This is a genomic window from Planococcus sp. CAU13, from assembly GCF_000775575.1.
GTDB lineage: Bacteria > Bacillota > Bacilli > Bacillales_A > Planococcaceae > Planococcus.
On the sequence record NZ_JRGN01000047.1, the window covers coordinates 50,027 to 66,437 of the forward strand.

Sequence of the window (16,411 nt, forward strand, 5' to 3'; positions counted from 1 at the left end):
TCTACAGTCCGCTGGTCCGTTTCATATCCCTAATCGCCTGGATGGACAGTCTTACCAATAATACGACACTCAGGAATAAACCGGCGTAGGACGCTATATTTAAATATACCGCATAAGCCGTATCGATAAACTGCGCGATGGCCAATAAAGCCGCAGAAATCACGCCAAACGTAATACCGGACATCAAAAGGACGAAACGGGAAAATAATTGTGTGACGAACATTGAATTGTGCTTATCGGAAAATACATCATGATGGAGAATGACTTTGCCCGATTCGACACGCTGTATGAGCCGGTCAAGCCGTTTCGGGACTTTCATCAGTTCCGGCAGCCACACGGCCAGTTCTTCTTCGATTTTCGCTTTGGTTGCTGATGGCTGTGTAAATGGCTTGAATAAATACGAAGCTTTATACTTTTTGGCAAACGTTTTTGCTTCCCTGAACATGTCGAAATTCGGATCCACCGTACGAAGTGTGCTGTCGAGCACGATTAAGGCGCGTAAAGCCGTACCGACCGGCGCATAGAATTTCAGGCCGAAATCACGGACGATATCAAACATGGAATGGATCAATTCCCTTGTCGGTATCTTATCGATATGAGAAATGCGCATCACGGTCTGCCCAAGAGCGTATTCGAATTGATTCCGGTCAAGCGACTCATTGTCGTGGACAAGCTGCAGCACAGCGTCACTCATGAGATCCGTGTCATTTTGCTGGATGCCGAGCACAAATTGATAAAGCGCGTTCCGCTGATCTTCCGACAGCCTGCCAACTGCACCGAAATCCATAAGGACTGGACTGCCATCCATCCGGTCAATGAAGATATTGCCCGGATGAGGGTCTGCGTGGAAAATGCCATTGAAAAAGATCTGTTCAAGATAGGAAAACAGGACGGTCCTGGCGAATTCACTGCGGTCGACATCAAAGAAAGTAAACAGATCCTGGCCTTCAGCAATGCTTTTGCCTTCCAAATATTCCAGGACGATCAATCGGTCATTGCTGTATTCCGTGTAAACTTTCGGTACTTTCAGGCGGTGGTCGCTTTTCTCCATGATATTGCCCAGCTGGATGGTATTGCGGATTTCAATATTGAAATTTACTTCTTCCCTCATGCTGTCCGCAAATCCGACAGCGAGGTCCTGGATGCCGATGCTGTTGATCCAGGCGGATTTATTCGACAGCCATTGCGTAAATTCCAGAAGCAGGTTCAAATCATCCCGCATGATGCTCCGGATATCCGGCCGCAGCAGTTTAACGACCACTTCATCGCCGTTTTTCAGGAGTGCACGGTGTACCTGGCCAATTGACCCGGCAGCCAGCGGTTCTTTATCCACTTCCGAAAATACATCTTCAATCCGGTAAGCCAGTTTTTCATTCAACAGTTTTTCCACCTGCTGACTTGTCAGCGGTTTGACATTCTGCTGCAATGAACCGAGTTCCTTGATGAAAGCTGGAGGAAATAATTCACTGTGCGTGGAAAGCATCTGTCCGAACTTTATGAAGATGCCTCCACTCTCTTCCAATGTAACACGGAATGCCCGTGCAAGTTCCCTGTCATTTTCTCCCCGGCGACGGGCAAAATCCAGCGCCTGTGAAAAACCGTTGCGGACAGAAATTTCCAGAATCCGGCTGAGCCGTTTTTGTTCACGCAGCCGGTTTCGCCAGCGGAACAAAAAGAATTCGCCGCCGGTCTTGGGGTCTCCAAGTTCCCCCAGTTCCACAGGATCGAATAGTTCAAAGAATAAATACAGAAGCATCGAAATCAGCAGCATGCTGCCGATCCATAGGATAGCGGTCTCATCCTGGACAACCTGTATTGCATCCAGGTCCAAATAATTCGTAAATCGCAAATAGGAGTACCAGTAGATGAACGTTGTAGAGACGACTCCCAGCGAAACTGAAAGCACCCGTTTGCGGAAATCCACTTTCGGTCCCATCAGACGGCCGCTGATCATATATATCAGTACAGCGATCACCAATAATTCAATTATGAATTTCAAATACCACATTCCGGCAACTCCTTCCACCATAATCAGAAAAGCACGATAATACAGTTTCAATAAGTATAGCAAAATAGCTGCAGGAAAATGAAAAAAACCTCCTCGAGAGGAAGTTAAGATCTCATTATGGAAGCCGGTCTATCCACTATAAAGTATACTTTTTCTTTTCCATCCGCCCCAGCAGATTATAGGGACGGACTTCCCACGTCTCATAGGGCACAAAACTTTCAGCCTGCATCGCATCGATTGTACGGGAGACCATATGTGGACGGGTTATGTATTCGCCTATGTTTTTTTCAGTCAGTTTAATAAATCTTGCATCATAAATTTCTTCCGGCTGCATAATGATTTCACAGTTGCTGCATTCGGCCCTGAAAACGACAGATAATATTTCACTGCTTGCATTATAATAGACACCGGTAATACCAAGGACATTTATGGCAATACCGGTCTCCTCCAGCACTTCACGGCGCACGGCCACATCGAGAGCTTCCCCCTGTTCCACTTGCCCGCCCGGCGGCTCCCAAGTATCTTTGCGCCAGTGGGCTTTGACAAGCAGCGCTTCCCCGTCTTGATTCGTTATATATGCGGATACGGCCACAATGTGTTTCGGATAGTCTGCTGTCATTTATCTCCCTCCTGGGTCTTTGGATTTCTTGTTACGAATTTGTTAATTTTAATAAATCCTTTTGTAGTTACCTACATAAGTTAAATGAACATTTTCAATTTCAACCGCTATCAAGATTAAATGATACTCATTTCAGTAGTACAATTCAATGAATGTTTTCATTCTTGATCTTTTTTACAGACCTCGATAAACCTGCTGTTGCTTCAGATTTAATACGCCTTTCCCCTCGCTTTCCTCCATTCCCGCTTTAGTATCATGCTGGCTTCCCTTTCCTGTGTTTTTTCCAATGATTTGTTAAAAGTCTCGGAAACTTGGTATAAGTTCCGCTATATTCACTATCGATTTGGGGCCTTGTCTTTGTTACCGTTAAGTAGTGAACTCCTGCTGGTTCTTTTGACTTCTTGTATGCTTTTTTAAAAATTATAAGTAATCCTTATGTAATTTACTACATATATTAGCTGTGACCAACCCTATAACTAGTGTTATAAATTTTGTCTTTTATCTTCAATTAATTATACCGATTTTCTTTCCTCTAACTGGACCCTTTCCAGAAGTGAGCAAAAAATAACAGGAACATAACCCGCTCCTGCTGAATGCTAAACTTTGAGCGCTTCCTGCTCCACTCTGTCCAGGAAATCCTCCACCGTTTTCAAATTGCTTTTATTGCTGGCCATTTTCATCATTGCCTTGCCGATAAAATTACGCCCCTGGTTGCAGCCGGAATAGATGAACTTCGTCTCATTATCGCTCAGTTTAATTAGTGTAAAACATAAATCGACTTCAAAAGCCTTGGCTATGGTAAAAAAGATTTGCTTATGCTTCTTCTCCGGCTGATCTTCATAGGCCAGTGTTTCGACGACATAGCTCTCGGTCCGCTTGCCTTCTCGAAATGTCTGCATATGCTTTGCACCTGTCTCCTGCTCCGTCTTTTCAATCAGCTCATGTTTTTTGACCTGCGGCATGATTTTACGGATATTTGCATCCGCAAACAGCGACCAGACCTTTTCAATATTTTGTTGGATGACGCGTTCTTCTTCCCATTCAATCATTTTCAATCTCCTCTTTCCGACCTTTGGGTGGACAATATAGAAAAACCGGCAATCAATCCTCCATAGTAATCATCATTCACTTGTTGTTTTTTCAGCTTTCATTTCCACCCGCTGCATGAAATCACGGACGGTCTCCTGCCTTCTTTTTTTGCTGCCGGCCAAAAGCATCATCTTTCCAGTCAATGTCAGCCCCTTCTGCGACCCTTCATATGTAAAAAGAGTCTCGTTCTCGCTTTTTTTATCCAGTGTGAACTTGTAATTGATTTCAAACAGTCCGTTCATTTGAAAACGGGTATGGCGCAATTTTTTCGTTGGCGTATCTTCGAGTCCAACAGTTTCCACGACATACGTCTGAAGCTGTTTGCCTTCCTTATAACTTTGGGCGTGTTTAGCCCCGATTTCGTTGTTCTGATTTTCGACCAGCACATGATCTTCCAGTTTCGGGTAGAGAATTTTGGCGTTTTCATCCAAAAACAGCTCCCATACCTTATCAATCGGTTGCTTGATCATCATTTCCTCTTTCCATTTCACCAAATGAATGCCTCCCAGCTGTTTAATGGATGTTTTATTTCCAGTTGAATGGATATACCGTCCGGAAAGGACCAAATACTATCCGGAATCAATGAAATACTGTCCGCATTCTGAAAATACTGTCCGGAAAGACGACTTTACTGTCCGGAGCGATTTTAGAAGGGATTGGTTGCCCACTGGCTCGACTGCGGAATGAAAATCCGCGGATGGAGCTTTAACTGGGCCACTATATATTCAGCAATATCTTCTGCCTGCATGAATTTTTCTTCGCTCTTTTCAGGTGGAGTGCCGCCGGAAAATTCAGTGATGACCCGGCTCGGCGTTAGCGCAAAAACGCGGATATTATGCTTGCGGACTTCCTGGGACAAGGATTCGGTAAGACCAAGGACGCCGAATTTGGAGGCGCTGTAGGCACTTGAACCCGCTGTGCCTTTAACACCGGACATCGATGATATATTGATGATATCGCCGCCGTTTTTCCCGATCAATTGCGGCAGGACAGCGCGTGTCATATAGTACATGCCCAGCAGATTGACATCGATTACCCGCTTCCATTGTTCAGGATCGATTTCAAGAAACGGTCCGAATGCGCCCACCCCGGCATTATTGATGAGGATGTCTGCTTCCCCCAGTTCTTCTGTCAATTTCGCAACTGCCGCTTCGACCTGTTCCATAGAAGAAACATCGACTGCTGCATAGGCTGCCTGAACGCCGCGAGCCATCAGTTCATCCGCCACCGCCTGCAAATCCCTTTCCGTCCGCGCCATCAAACCGATATTGACACCTTCTTCAGTAAGCGCCAATGCGGTTGCCCGGCCAATCCCTTTTCCCGCTCCGGTGATAAATGCTGTCTTGCCCTTCAGTGATTGTGCCATTAATCTTTCATTCCTTTCTGAACTCTTTCGAATTTATCATCCATTACAGAGTTTCCCTCTTCCGGAAATTCTACACGTCTATTCGAATGAAAGATGACTCCAGCTCATTCCTCTATATCTGTTTCATCTGCCAGGATATCTTTCAGGAATTTATCCCGGTGATCCAGAAAATACTTGGTAATCTGGTAATGGTCTGTCTGCTCGTAGCTGACTTCTTCTATTTTACCTTCATCAAAACTCAGAATAGTTGCCCCCGGATATCCCAGCAGGATAGGTGAATGGGTGGCTATAATAAACTGGCAATTGCCTCTGACAGTTAAATCATGCAGAATGCGCAGGAAAGCCAATTGACGCTGGGGTGAAAGTGCAGCTTCCGGCTCATCCAGCAGGTAGATGGCCCGTTCCCGCTCGTGAAAACGATTCTGAAAAAGAGAGAAAAACGATTCCCCGTGTGATTGTTCGTGAAGTGAGCGGCCACCGTAACTGCGGTAGGCATCAGCTCCGTCCTGATACAATTCATCGATGTGCGTAGCAAAATGATAAAAAGTTTCCGCTCTCATGAAAAAGCCATTGGTGATTTTGGGCATCCAGGACAGACGGATGAAATCACCCAAAACTGAATTGGAGGCATGGACTTCGTAATAATTATTGCGGCCTCCTCCCGCTGGATTGAAATCACATTTTTCAGCAATTGCCTCGAGCAACGTTGATTTTCCTGAACCGTTTTCACCGACAAAAAATGTAATGTCAGCACTTAATTCCAATTCTTCAAAACTTTGAATGGAAGGAATCGTGAAAGGGTACCTATTCGTGTCGATTCCATTTCGATTGATCAGGCTTATTTTTTTCAGGGACATATTTTCACCTGCAGACTTTGAATTTTTTGCACTTATTCCCCTTATTTTATCATATGGCATCAGTCTTAATGATTAAAAAAAGAGCCCTCAATTTCTGAGGACTCACATTACTTCATTATGCAGCTGCAGCGATGTTCTTCTTCAGAAGACCTGCCGCCACTGCTGTGACAACTGCTCCGGCAATGATGGCCACAGCATAAAGCAGAATATTCATGGCGCTTCCTTCAACGAATCCCATGACGAAAATACCGCCGTGCGGGGCGCGAAGGCCGATATCGAACAGCATGACCAGCGCTCCGGTCGTTGCGGCACCTGCAACAGATGCTGGAATGACACGGGCTGGATCAGCGGCTGCGAACGGGATGACGCCTTCCGTTATAAAGCACGCACCGAGAACGTAGGCCGTTTTGCCAGCTTCACGTTCCGGTTTGGTGAATTTCTTCTTGAACAGAGTTGTCGCGATGGCCATACCAAGCGGCGGCACCATGCCGGCAGCCATGACAGTGGCCATGAAATTGAAGTTTTCTGCATCCAGCATGGCAATGCCGAACGTATAAGCCGCTTTATTGACCGGACCGCCCATATCGACGGCCATCATTCCGCCAAGAAGCAGGCCGACGAGGATCAGATTCGTGCCTCCGAGACTTTCCAGAAACGATGAAATGCCCGTATAAACACTTGTCAGCTGCGGATTGACGAGCATCATGATGATACCGGTAATGGCAATGCTGAACACCGGGTAGAACAGGACAGGCTTCAAGCCTTCAAGTGCATTCGGCAGACCCGAAAATGCTTTTTTCACTAAGAGCGTCACGTAACCGGCCAGGAAACCGGCGATCAAACCGCCGAGGAAGCCCGAACCGCCGCTCACTTCATCAACACCGGAAACCGTAATGGCGATTAAACCGCCAATCATACCCGGCGCAAATCCGGGGCGGTCAGCAATACTCATGGCAATAAAACCGGCAAGTACTGGAACCATCAGGAAGAATGCGTTGCCACCTCCAATTGTATTCAGCATTGCGGCAAATTCGTTATAATCGGGGTGCGTGGGATCGTTGGCATTTATTCCCCAGAAAAACGAAATGGCAATCAGAATCCCGCCGCCGACAACAAACGGCAGCATGTTCGAGACACCGTTCATTAAATGCTTGTAGAATCCGCCTTTTGAATCTGAATCACTTGCTTCGTCTTTCGACTTGTCATGTTTATAGACCGGTGCGTCATTGGTAACGGCGCGGTTCAGCAGATTATCCGTCTCATAAATCGCTTTGCCGACGGCTGTCTGGATGACCGGCTTGCCGTCAAAACGGGCCATATCCACTTTCGTGTCCGCGGCCACAATGATGGCGTCCGCTTCTGCGATATCGGCATCGGTCAGCCGATTTTTCACGCCGCTGGAGCCATTCGTTTCCACTTTCAGTGCAATTCCAAGTTCTTTTGCACGTTCATTAAGCTTTTCAGCAGCCATGTACGTATGGGCAATTCCTGTTGGACAAGCGGTGACTGCAAGCACTTTCTTGCCGGTTCCTGCCGTTTCTCCCTGTGGTGCCGGATCTCCTTGTGATGTCGGATCTTCTTCCGGTCCGTCCACTTCGGTTTCTTTATCCGATACAGCTTTCAACACTTCTTCTTTCGTAGCGGCAGCAAGAATTCTTTCCCGGAATTTTTCATCCATCAGAAATGTTGCCAGTCGTGACAATGCTTCCAAATGAGCGTCATTCGCACCTTCACTGGCTGCAATCATGAAAAACAGATTCGCCGGCTGACCGTCCATCGAATCAAAATCAATTCCTTCAAGCGACCGGCCGAATGCGATGGCGGGAAATTTGACGGCTGCTGATTTTGCATGCGGGATGGCGATCCCTTCTCCAATACCCGTCGTGCTCTGTCCTTCCCTCGTCAATATATTTTGTTTGAACACTTCTCTGTCATTCAGTGTACCCGCTCCATCCAGCTGGTTTATCAGTTCATCGATAACAGCTGTTTTGGTGGCTGCACGAAGGTCCATGGCAATCGTATCTTTTGTCAATAAGTCTGTAATTCTCATTTTTTACACATCCTGTCCATCGAATTGGGAAATCTCCACTTGTTCCAGTAATGCTTCGACTCCGGCTTTTTCACATAAATCCGACCTGAAAGCGGTGGCACTGCCGCAGGCGACGCCACATCGAAATGCTTTTTGAACATCCTGATATTGGGAAAAGCTTGCGATAAAACCGGCAACGAGCGAATCGCCGGAACCGACTGTATTAACCACCTTGCCTATTGGAGCCTTAGCAGAATAGGCGTTATGTTCTGTAACCAAAAGCGCACCTTCTGAACCCATGGAGACGATGACGTGCCCCACTCCTTTTTTGACAAGTTCAAGTGCACATTCATAAGCCTGCTCTCTGCCGGTTAACTCTTTACCGAACAATTCACCGAGCTCTTCCAGATTCGGTTTGATGAGAAAAGGCCTTGATTCCACTAATTTTTTCAAAGCCGGCCCGGAAGTGTCCAGAACAAGGCGGATTCCCTGTGCCTCGCAAATAGAGGAAAGTTCTGAAAAAATTGTGTCAGGCATCGTTTCCGGCAAACTGCCCGCAAGTACAAACCAGTCCCCCTTCTCCATCGCTTTCACTTTCGCTGTTAACAGGCCAAGCTGATCGGCATCAGGTTCCGGTCCCGGCCCGTTCAATTCCGTTTCTTCCTTTGACTTGATTTTGACATTGATGCGGGTGGTTTCATCAGTCGGGATGAAATCAGAAGCAATCCCTTCATCTTTTAAGAACTGTTCAATCCACTGGCCAGTAAACCCACCGGCGAAACCGAGAGCTTTACTGTCGGAACCCAATCGTTTCAATACGCGGGAAACGTTGATGCCTTTACCGCCAGGGTAATAAAAGACGCTGTCCGCCCGGTTCAGTTTTCCGGCAGCGAATTCGGGTAAATACACGGTATAGTCAATTGACGGTGCAATCGTGCACGTATAGATCATGAGCTCACCACCTTTACGTTTGTCTTTTTTTCGATAACCTCCAGGATATTTCCGGCTATTTGATCTGTTAATAGAATGCCCTGGTCGAGATCCATGATTTTAGCGAAGCTGACTTTATTTGCCTTGGAGTGGTCGGCGAGAATATAGGTTTTGCGCGCTAATGTGCTGGCCCGCTTTTTCACTGCCGCTTCTTCGGGATCAGGTGTCGTATAGCCATATTCCGCATGAAAACCATTGGCTCCAAGAAAACAAATATCAAAACGGTAATTTCCCAGAGACTGGATGGTTTGGGCACCCACAAAAGCGCCGGTCAACGGTTTCATCAAGCCTCCAGTCAGATAAGTGGTGATGCCGTGTTCGTTGAGGGATTCGACAAGCGTCAGCCCATTGGTCACAACTACCACCTCTTTGTCTTTAAGATACGGAATCATTTGGTATGTCGTGGTCCCCGCATCCAGGAAAACACTGTCACCTTTTTGGATAAACGACGCTGCAAATTTTGCCAGCCGTTTTTTTTCCTGCAGATTCCTGGCCGCCTTGTCCGCTACACTCGACTCCTGGAGATTGCGTCCGGGCAACACAGCTCCTCCAAAAACCCGTTCCAGTTTCTGCATGTTCTCAAGTTCAGTGAGGTCCCTGCGGATGGTCGATTCCGAAGCACCGGTGGAGTCAACGATATCCTGGATTTTAATGGTCTTTTTTTCATCCAGATACTTTAAAATATATTCATGGCGTTCATGGGTTAACATACGTTCACCTGCTTTTTTTTATATGATTTAAAATGATATTACTTGAAATCGCTTCCAAAATCAATCATAATCATTCATAAGCAATCATAAACGCTCACAAGAGTTTATTTCCATTAGTCCAAGTCTATAAGAGAATCAAGTGAGCCCATTAACTAAGGAGGAATTATAATGATTGAAAAACAATTCACAATAACAGATGAAGCCGGAATGCATGCACGCCCTGCGTCTGCATTGGTTGGCTCAATCAGCAAATTCAAATCGGATATCCAGCTGGAATTCAATGGCAAGAAAGTCAATTTAAAATCGATTTTGGGGGTCATGTCACTGGGAATCTCTTCAGGTTCAGTTGTCACCATCTCTGCGGACGGCGAAGATGAAGCTGAAGCGATGGAGAAGATTGAAGAAGCAATGAAAGCAGAAGGGATTTCCAACCAATGACAGCCGAACTTTATGGTATTGCAGCTTCTGACGGAATCGCCATAGCTAAGACATACCGATTGGAAAGCCCTTCGCTCGAGTTCGATAAAAAAACAATCGAAGATCCAGAAATGGAAATCGCGCGGTTGCAATCCGCTTTGGCTGTTTCTGAAACTGAACTGGAACTCATCAAGGAACAGGCTGAAAAACGGGTCGGCCCGAAAGAAGCGGCTATTTTCGGCGCGCACTTAATGGTCTTAAGTGACCCCGAATTGATTGGGCCCATAACAGAAAAAATTAAAATTGAAAGCGTTAATGCAGAATATGCCCTACAGGAAGTTTCTGATATGTTCATGGAAATTTTTGCTTCGATGGACAATGAGTATATGCAGGAGCGTGCCGCGGATATCAAAGATGTAAGAAACCGTGTACTTGCACATCTATTGGGTGTTAAAATTCCGGACCCTGGACTGATTTCCGAAAAGGTGATCTTATTGGCAGAAGACCTCACCCCTTCCGATACCGTCCAATTCAATCCGGAATTTATCCAGGGCTTTGTGACCGAGATTGGCGGAAGGACTTCACATTCGGCCATTCTCGCCCGGACGCTCGAAATCCCAGCGGTCGTGGGAGTTAAAAAATTGATGAAGACACTGAATGACGGAGCGTTGCTGATCATTGACGGCATAGAAGGAAAAATCATTGCCGATCCGACAACAGAACAACTCAAAGAATACGAGCAGCGCCAAAAGCAATTTGCTGCTGAAAAGATTGAGCTGGCATCTCTGAAAGATGCGCCGTCCAGATCGGCAGATGGTTTCGAGGTTGAACTTGGGGCTAATATCGGTTCTCCGAAAGACGTGACATCCGCCCTCGAAAATGGTGCAGAAGCAATTGGGCTTTTCCGTACCGAGTTTTTATATATGGGACGGGACAGTTTCCCGACTGAAGAACAGCAATTCGAGATATATTCCGAAGTGTTGAATCGGATGGGCAGCAAACCTACAGTCGTCCGGACAATGGACATCGGCGGCGACAAGGAATTGTCTTATATGGATTTGCCGAAAGAGATGAATCCGTTTCTCGGACTCCGTGCAATCAGATTATCACTGGATATGCCGGACCTCTTCCGGACGCAATTGCGCGCATTGATCCGGGCAAGCGTCCATGGCAATCTGAAAATCATGTTCCCGATGATTGCCACTCTGGAAGAATTCAGGCAGGCCAAGCAATTGTTTCTTGAAGAACAGGAAAAATTGCGGACAGAAGGCATTTCGTTCAATGAAAACATTGAAGTTGGCATCATGGTTGAAATTCCATCCACTGCTGTTATGGCCGATGTGTTTGCCAAAGAAGTCGATTTTTTCTCGATCGGAACCAATGACCTGATCCAGTACACAATGGCAGCCGACCGCATGAACGAAAATGTCGCCCACCTTTATCAGCCATTCAATCCGGCTATTCTGAGAATGGTGAAAATGGTGATTGACGCTGCCCATAAAGAAGGTAAATGGGCTGGAATGTGCGGAGAGATGGCCGGTGAAGAACTGGCCGTTCCCATCCTGCTTGCCATGGGCCTAGACGAGTTCTCGATGAGTGCTACGTCCATATTGAAAACCCGCTCGCTCATAAGCAATTTGTCCAAATCGGAAATGGAATCACACATTGACTCCATTCTGTCGCTTGCAACTGCTGAAGATGTGAAGCAATATATGGGCCAGCTTATTACAGAGAAAAGTCAATGAAGACAGCCTCATAATTGAAGAATAAATATATGTAAATAACCCCCTCACCGGAAAAGTATCTTCTCCAGTGAGGGGGTTTATTCACCACTTAGTTCTTGCCTTTCGTGCTCCTGTAATATTCGGGAGGCAAGCTTTTCAGGATACAGAGTAATGGATTGCACCTGCTCCAATGGGACCCAAACCGCCTCATAGCTGCCGCGACCGCTTCCGGCACCTGAAAACTCGGCACCTGTGCCTTGTCCAAAATGGCCGCCCGTTTTATGTGCCTGGAAATAAAATTCGCGGCCGATGCCAGTCGTTTCAAAAAGGCAATCTCCAATTTCGACAATCAGTCCCAATTCTTCCAGTGCTTCCCGTTTTGCTGCCTCAGACAAAGATTCTCCTGTTTCGACGCCGCCTCCGGGAAACACATAATAAGTATTTCCTTCCTGAACCCGTTTGATCAGCGCCAAACGGCCATTCTCAATAAGAATAATTGCTGCCCGCTGCCTCATGTCCGAAACACCTCCCTTATAATCTTCACTGTAATAACGCTAAGCTTGAAATTCAGCCATATGGGTATATAATAGTATGTATAAGAAAAAGCCGCTCGGTGCGTCAACACCGAACGGCAAGCAAACGATAGGTCCCAACAAGGGAGATCAGCCATTAGGTTACTTAATAGGAATAACCCGCAGAGCTACCAACTCAAGGGCGGGTTATTTTTTTTGGTCTTTAGACGAAATCATAAGCATCAGGCTTGCGAAAGTTACTGCAAACATCAATGCTTCATATACCGTCATATGCACCACCCCCTTTCTGCCGGGGATGGCCAACCACCCTTGAGTTCCCTATTCGACTGCATCTTTCAGTTTACCACAAAGCAGAAATGAGGCAGACAGGCTATTTTCTCATTTTCCTGTCTGCCGGACTATTGATAATTACTGTTTCATTAATTATTTGCCTGTTTCTGTTTTTCCTGCTGCAGTTCAATCATGAATGTAATAATGCTCTTTACTTTTTGCGGATTGCCGCGGTCCAGTGTATAGACATCGCAAAAACAAAAATTCCGAGGATTTCCTTCTACATCCTTTCGCCTGCTCACGCCTTTTACTGCTGCCTCCCCCTCATTGCAGATCACCGATTCAATCTCGTATTCCATATTGCTGAAATCCGCCACGCCGAATGCTGCGTCAAGCAGCCCCTGCTTGCCTTTTACTGGTTCCGTTCCGACAATTGACCACAGCACGTCATCTGTCACATGCTCACTGATAAAATCCTGGTCTCCTTTAAAAAAAGCTGATGTGAATTTACGGAAAAACTCCTTTTTCTCTCTTTCTTCCATCCTGGTCGCCTCCGAATCGTGTAATGGGCATTCCGCTAGTAAGACACAGGAAGAGTCCGCTGTACTTTTTGATTTCTACCACTCCTTTTTTCTGATAATTCTAATTACTTAGTTGAATTTATTTTACCGCAAAAAATAGCAGAAAGATATAATCAATGATTTATTTCTACGATTTTGCAAGAGTGTATACAAATGAAAAGATCCGCTGTCCATCAAAGGGCAGCGGTTCTTTTCATACTCCTTAGTCTCGCTAGGCCGCTTTGTTTGAACCCTGCCTGAACCGGCTATTCCACCTATAAAGGAAGGTGGAAAAACAATGGATTTAGTTCCTGTCTGGTCAAAAGCCGATGTAGCGAAACATTTACCTCCCCGCAAAACCGCCAGCCATAAAGGCAGCTATGGCACAGCTCTCCTGGTGGCAGGCAGTCCCGATATGCCCGGTGCAGCCATGCTGGCAGCGAAAGCCGCGATGCGGAGCGGACTCGGGAAACTCGTGGTCGCAACCGATAAAGAATCGATCCTCCCGTTGGCCGTCCACATACCGGAAGCGACATTTGAAGTAGGTCTGCCGGAAAAATTGCAGCGGGGCGACTCCTCTTCCGCGACATACAGATCGGCTGCCATCGGACCCGGTATGCCGCCGGACAGTAAAACCGAAAACACCGTCAATTTTTTGATTGATCTGGGCATCCCGCTCGTTCTGGATGCCGGTGCGTTATCGCCGCGGGATTATTCACGCACAGCCGCTCCGGTCATCCTGACACCTCACCCCGCAGAATTTTCACGCATAACGGGCATTTCTGTAGATAAAATTCAAAAAAACCGCGCAATTATTGCAGCCGAATGGGCAGCAAAATGGCAAGTCACCATCGTTTTGAAAGGGCCCGGCACCATTACAGCATTTCCGGATGGCAAAACAGTCCGGAATCCGACCGGCAACAGTGCACTTGCTAAAGGAGGCACCGGAGATACCTTGACCGGCATGCTGCTTGGAATGCTGTGCCTGCACGACAATTGGCAGCACGCAGTTCTGAACGCCGTCCATCTCCATGGTGCCTGCGCGGATGAATGGACCAAAACCAGCTCCGCGCATACGCTGCTAGCGCACGAGCTGGCCGATCTGCTGCCGGAAGTCATGAAATCCTATGAACAATAAAACAGCAGCTTTTCCAGGGCATTCCCCTGAAAAGCTGCTGTTTCTGCATTTGATTAGACAACTGCTGTTTCTGCTCCTGCCTGAACCTGTACTGCATCCGGCTGCTCGATGACAAAATAACGTCTGTGCCAGACAAGGAACATGAAAATGGTCCAGATTTTACGTGCGTTATTGGTTTTATTTGTATAATGCTCTTCCAGTAAAGTGAGCAATTCATTTTGGTCAAAGAATTCCGCCGCTTCAGCTGATGTGAAATACCCTTTGATCTGCAGGTAGAATTTTTCGTCGCGGATCCAGTTGCGGATCGGAACCGGGAAGCCCATCTTTTTGCGGTTCGCCGATACTTCCGGCAATGCTCGCCGGGCAGCGAGGCGCATCGCATATTTCGTATCATTTGCACCAATGCGGTATTTGGCAGGCAGTTTGGCCGCTGTCGCCATCACCCGTTTATCCAGGAACGGCACTCGCAGTTCAAGTGAATGCGCCATGCTCATCTTGTCGGCTTTCAACAGGATATCGCCTACCAGCCAAAGATTCAAATCGAGGTACTGCATTTTCGTCAGGTCATCTTCACCTTTTACCTGGTCGTAAACGGGCTGAACGATTTCTGCGACGGAAGGTCCCGTACGGTATGCCGGTTTCAGCATGCGGGCTGCCTCTGTTTCAGGAAATACATTGGCCTGTCCGATAAACCATTTCTCTACCGGCAGTCCTCCCTGGATCAAAAACTGCCTGCCGCGCATTTCCGGCAGTTTCGAAGCAGCTGTTCCGATTGCAGAACGGATGCCCGCCGGCAGTTTTCTGTACTTCTTCAGATTCGGACGGACATCATAATCGTCATAGCCTCCGAACAGCTCATCAGCGCCTTCTCCGGACAATACGACCGTTACATCTTTTTTCGCCAGCTTTGCCAGGAAATAAAGCGGTACGATTGACGGATTGGAATGCGGTTCATCCATTAAATACTGAATTTGTTCCAGTTCGCTGAAGCATTCCTCCGAATTCAGCACTTCACTGATATTCTGAATATCCAGTTCATTGGACAAGATCTGTGCATTGTCGATTTCAGAAAAGTTCTCGTCACTGAAACCGACTGTGAACGTTTTATCCGGTTTTAGAACTGATGCCACATAGCTGGAATCGACTCCGCTTGAAAGGAACGAACCGACTTTGACATCGCTGATGCGGTGAGCATGGATTGACTCGCGGATGACGCTGTCGATTTCTTCGACCGTTTCTTCCAGTGATTGTTCTTCCACTTTGAAATCGGGCTCCCAATACCGCTCCATCGCCATTTGGCCGTGCTCCTGGTCGTAAACCAGGAAATGGGCAGCCGGCAGTTTAAAGACGCCTTTGAAGAAAGTTTCCTGCAAGACCGGATATTGGAAAGTCATATACGGTTTTAACGCGTCCCGGTTCACTTCTTTTTCAAACGCCGGATGCGGAAGGAAACTTTTGACTTCGGAACCGAACAATAAAACGCCATTCATTTTGGCATAATAGAGAGGCTTGATGCCGAACATATCCCGCGCAACAATCAGTTTTTTCTCTGTGCGGTCCCAGATGGCACACGCGAACATGCCGCGCAGCCGGCTGAAAATGGCCGTGCCGTATTCTTCGTAGCCATGGATGATGACTTCGCAATCTGAATGTGTAGAGAAAATATGCCCTTTGCCAATCAGTTCTTCACGCAATTCCTGAAAATTATAGATTTCTCCATTAACCATGGATACAAGGGTGTCGTTTTCATTATAAAAAGGCTGGCTTCCGCTTTCCAGATCGATGATGCTCAGTCTTCTGAATCCGAGTGCCGCTTCGCCTTCAATGAATTCACCAGCCGAATCTGGGCCTCTATGTATAATCCGGTCCATCATCTTTTCAAGAATGGATCCGGCATTTTCTGCCTTACCGATAAATCCTGTAAATCCGCACATAATATGCCTCTTTTCTGAAGTTATTAATTGCTTGCTGTAGATCACTTGATTAATTAAATCACAGGAAGAAATAAAAAAGAATCTTTATTTGATATATTTTGTAAAAAACTTGAAGGTCTCCGCCGAAACTCATTTTATTACCAAATAAATCATTTTATTAACAACGA

The 16,411-nt window shown here is 46.6% G+C and carries 15 protein-coding genes; 3 read left to right on the forward strand and 12 right to left on the reverse strand.

Annotated features, from left to right (window positions below; genetic code table 11):
• Position 1: 1 nt before the first annotated feature.
• The 9 genes from KW93_RS01930 to KW93_RS01970 form a co-directional block, all read right to left on the reverse strand.
• Complete coding sequence (locus KW93_RS01930) at positions 2-2,008, reverse strand: ABC1 kinase family protein (protein WP_033541294.1); 2,007 nt, start codon at positions 2,006-2,008, stop codon at positions 2-4.
• 136 nt (positions 2,009-2,144) lie between these two features.
• Positions 2,145-2,627, reverse strand: coding sequence for an NUDIX hydrolase (locus KW93_RS01935; protein ID WP_033541263.1), 483 nt, complete (start codon positions 2,625-2,627; stop codon positions 2,145-2,147).
• Between the two features lie 596 nt (positions 2,628-3,223).
• A complete protein-coding gene (locus KW93_RS01940; protein ID WP_033541264.1) occupies positions 3,224-3,676 on the reverse strand; it encodes an SRPBCC family protein in 453 nt (150 codons plus the stop codon).
• A 72-nt stretch (positions 3,677-3,748) separates the two neighbouring features.
• Positions 3,749-4,207 carry an SRPBCC family protein gene (locus tag KW93_RS01945; protein ID WP_235318343.1) on the reverse strand — a complete coding sequence of 153 codons (459 nt, stop codon included), beginning with the start codon at positions 4,205-4,207 and terminating at the stop codon, positions 3,749-3,751.
• Positions 4,208-4,362: 155 nt separating this feature from the next.
• The gene (locus tag KW93_RS01950) at positions 4,363-5,082 is read right to left on the reverse strand and encodes a 3-ketoacyl-ACP reductase (RefSeq protein WP_033541266.1); all 720 of its coding nucleotides are present in this window, start codon (positions 5,080-5,082) and stop codon (positions 4,363-4,365) included.
• Positions 5,083-5,186: 104 nt separating this feature from the next.
• A complete protein-coding gene (locus KW93_RS01955; protein WP_033541267.1) occupies positions 5,187-5,939 on the reverse strand; it encodes an AAA family ATPase in 753 nt (250 codons plus the stop codon).
• Positions 5,940-6,054: 115 nt separating this feature from the next.
• Complete coding sequence (locus KW93_RS01960; protein ID WP_033541268.1) at positions 6,055-7,989, reverse strand: PTS fructose transporter subunit IIABC; 1,935 nt, start codon at positions 7,987-7,989, stop codon at positions 6,055-6,057.
• 3 nt (positions 7,990-7,992) lie between these two features.
• Entirely contained in the window at positions 7,993-8,919 is a 927-nt protein-coding gene (gene pfkB, locus KW93_RS01965; protein ID WP_033541269.1) for a 1-phosphofructokinase, read from the reverse strand.
• Positions 8,916-9,668, reverse strand: coding sequence for a DeoR/GlpR family DNA-binding transcription regulator (locus KW93_RS01970; RefSeq protein ID WP_033541270.1), 753 nt, complete (start codon positions 9,666-9,668; stop codon positions 8,916-8,918). Before KW93_RS01970 ends, pfkB begins: the two co-directional genes overlap by 4 nt.
• 168 nt (positions 9,669-9,836) lie before the next feature.
• Between KW93_RS01970 and KW93_RS01975 the strand changes: the two genes are divergently transcribed.
• Both KW93_RS01975 and ptsP read left to right on the forward strand, forming a co-directional pair.
• Positions 9,837-10,106, forward strand: coding sequence for a phosphocarrier protein HPr (locus tag KW93_RS01975; RefSeq protein WP_033541271.1), 270 nt, complete (start codon positions 9,837-9,839; stop codon positions 10,104-10,106).
• On the forward strand, positions 10,103-11,830 hold the full coding sequence (ptsP, locus tag KW93_RS01980) for a phosphoenolpyruvate--protein phosphotransferase (RefSeq protein WP_033541272.1): 1,728 nt from the start codon (positions 10,103-10,105) through the stop codon (positions 11,828-11,830). The genes KW93_RS01975 and ptsP overlap by 4 nt, the downstream gene beginning before the upstream one ends.
• Before the next feature lie 77 nt (positions 11,831-11,907).
• Here the strand turns inward: ptsP and KW93_RS01985 are convergent, their stop codons facing one another.
• Together KW93_RS01985 and KW93_RS01990 are read right to left on the reverse strand one after the other, a co-directional pair.
• Positions 11,908-12,324, reverse strand: coding sequence for an NUDIX hydrolase (locus KW93_RS01985; RefSeq protein WP_033541273.1), 417 nt, complete (start codon positions 12,322-12,324; stop codon positions 11,908-11,910).
• A gap of 437 nt (positions 12,325-12,761) precedes the next feature.
• Positions 12,762-13,154, reverse strand: a complete 393-nt coding sequence (locus tag KW93_RS01990; protein ID WP_033541274.1) for a nuclear transport factor 2 family protein — start codon at positions 13,152-13,154, stop codon at positions 12,762-12,764.
• 316 nt (positions 13,155-13,470) lie between these two features.
• Between KW93_RS01990 and KW93_RS01995 the strand changes: the two genes are divergently transcribed.
• A complete protein-coding gene (locus KW93_RS01995; protein ID WP_033541275.1) occupies positions 13,471-14,310 on the forward strand; it encodes an NAD(P)H-hydrate dehydratase in 840 nt (279 codons plus the stop codon).
• Positions 14,311-14,363: 53 nt separating this feature from the next.
• Here KW93_RS01995 and asnB read toward each other — a convergent pair whose 3' ends face one another.
• The gene (gene asnB, locus KW93_RS02000; RefSeq protein WP_033541276.1) at positions 14,364-16,244 is read right to left on the reverse strand and encodes an asparagine synthase (glutamine-hydrolyzing); all 1,881 of its coding nucleotides are present in this window, start codon (positions 16,242-16,244) and stop codon (positions 14,364-14,366) included.
• Positions 16,245-16,411: the final 167 nt, after the last annotated feature.

What these genes read in the sequence shown, in the direction of transcription:
- KW93_RS01930 (WP_033541294.1), bottom strand. Translation starts at nt 2,008, where the DNA reads ATGTGGTATTTGAAATTCATAATTGAATTATTGGTGATCGCTGTACTG.
- KW93_RS01935 (WP_033541263.1), bottom strand. Translation starts at nt 2,627, where the DNA reads ATGACAGCAGACTATCCGAAACACATTGTGGCCGTATCCGCATATATA.
- KW93_RS01940 (WP_033541264.1), bottom strand. Translation starts at nt 3,676, where the DNA reads ATGATTGAATGGGAAGAAGAACGCGTCATCCAACAAAATATTGAAAAG.
- KW93_RS01950 (WP_033541266.1), bottom strand. Translation starts at nt 5,082, where the DNA reads ATGGCACAATCACTGAAGGGCAAGACAGCATTTATCACCGGAGCGGGA.
- KW93_RS01955 (WP_033541267.1), bottom strand. Translation starts at nt 5,939, where the DNA reads ATGTCCCTGAAAAAAATAAGCCTGATCAATCGAAATGGAATCGACACG.
- KW93_RS01960 (WP_033541268.1), bottom strand. Translation starts at nt 7,989, where the DNA reads ATGAGAATTACAGACTTATTGACAAAAGATACGATTGCCATGGACCTT.
- pfkB (WP_033541269.1), bottom strand. Translation starts at nt 8,919, where the DNA reads ATGATCTATACGTGCACGATTGCACCGTCAATTGACTATACCGTGTAT.
- KW93_RS01970 (WP_033541270.1), bottom strand. Translation starts at nt 9,668, where the DNA reads ATGTTAACCCATGAACGCCATGAATATATTTTAAAGTATCTGGATGAA.
- KW93_RS01975 (WP_033541271.1), top strand. Translation starts at nt 9,837, where the DNA reads ATGATTGAAAAACAATTCACAATAACAGATGAAGCCGGAATGCATGCA.
- ptsP (WP_033541272.1), top strand. Translation starts at nt 10,103, where the DNA reads ATGACAGCCGAACTTTATGGTATTGCAGCTTCTGACGGAATCGCCATA.
- KW93_RS01985 (WP_033541273.1), bottom strand. Translation starts at nt 12,324, where the DNA reads ATGAGGCAGCGGGCAGCAATTATTCTTATTGAGAATGGCCGTTTGGCG.
- KW93_RS01990 (WP_033541274.1), bottom strand. Translation starts at nt 13,154, where the DNA reads ATGGAAGAAAGAGAGAAAAAGGAGTTTTTCCGTAAATTCACATCAGCT.
- KW93_RS01995 (WP_033541275.1), top strand. Translation starts at nt 13,471, where the DNA reads ATGGATTTAGTTCCTGTCTGGTCAAAAGCCGATGTAGCGAAACATTTA.
- asnB (WP_033541276.1), bottom strand. Translation starts at nt 16,244, where the DNA reads ATGTGCGGATTTACAGGATTTATCGGTAAGGCAGAAAATGCCGGATCC.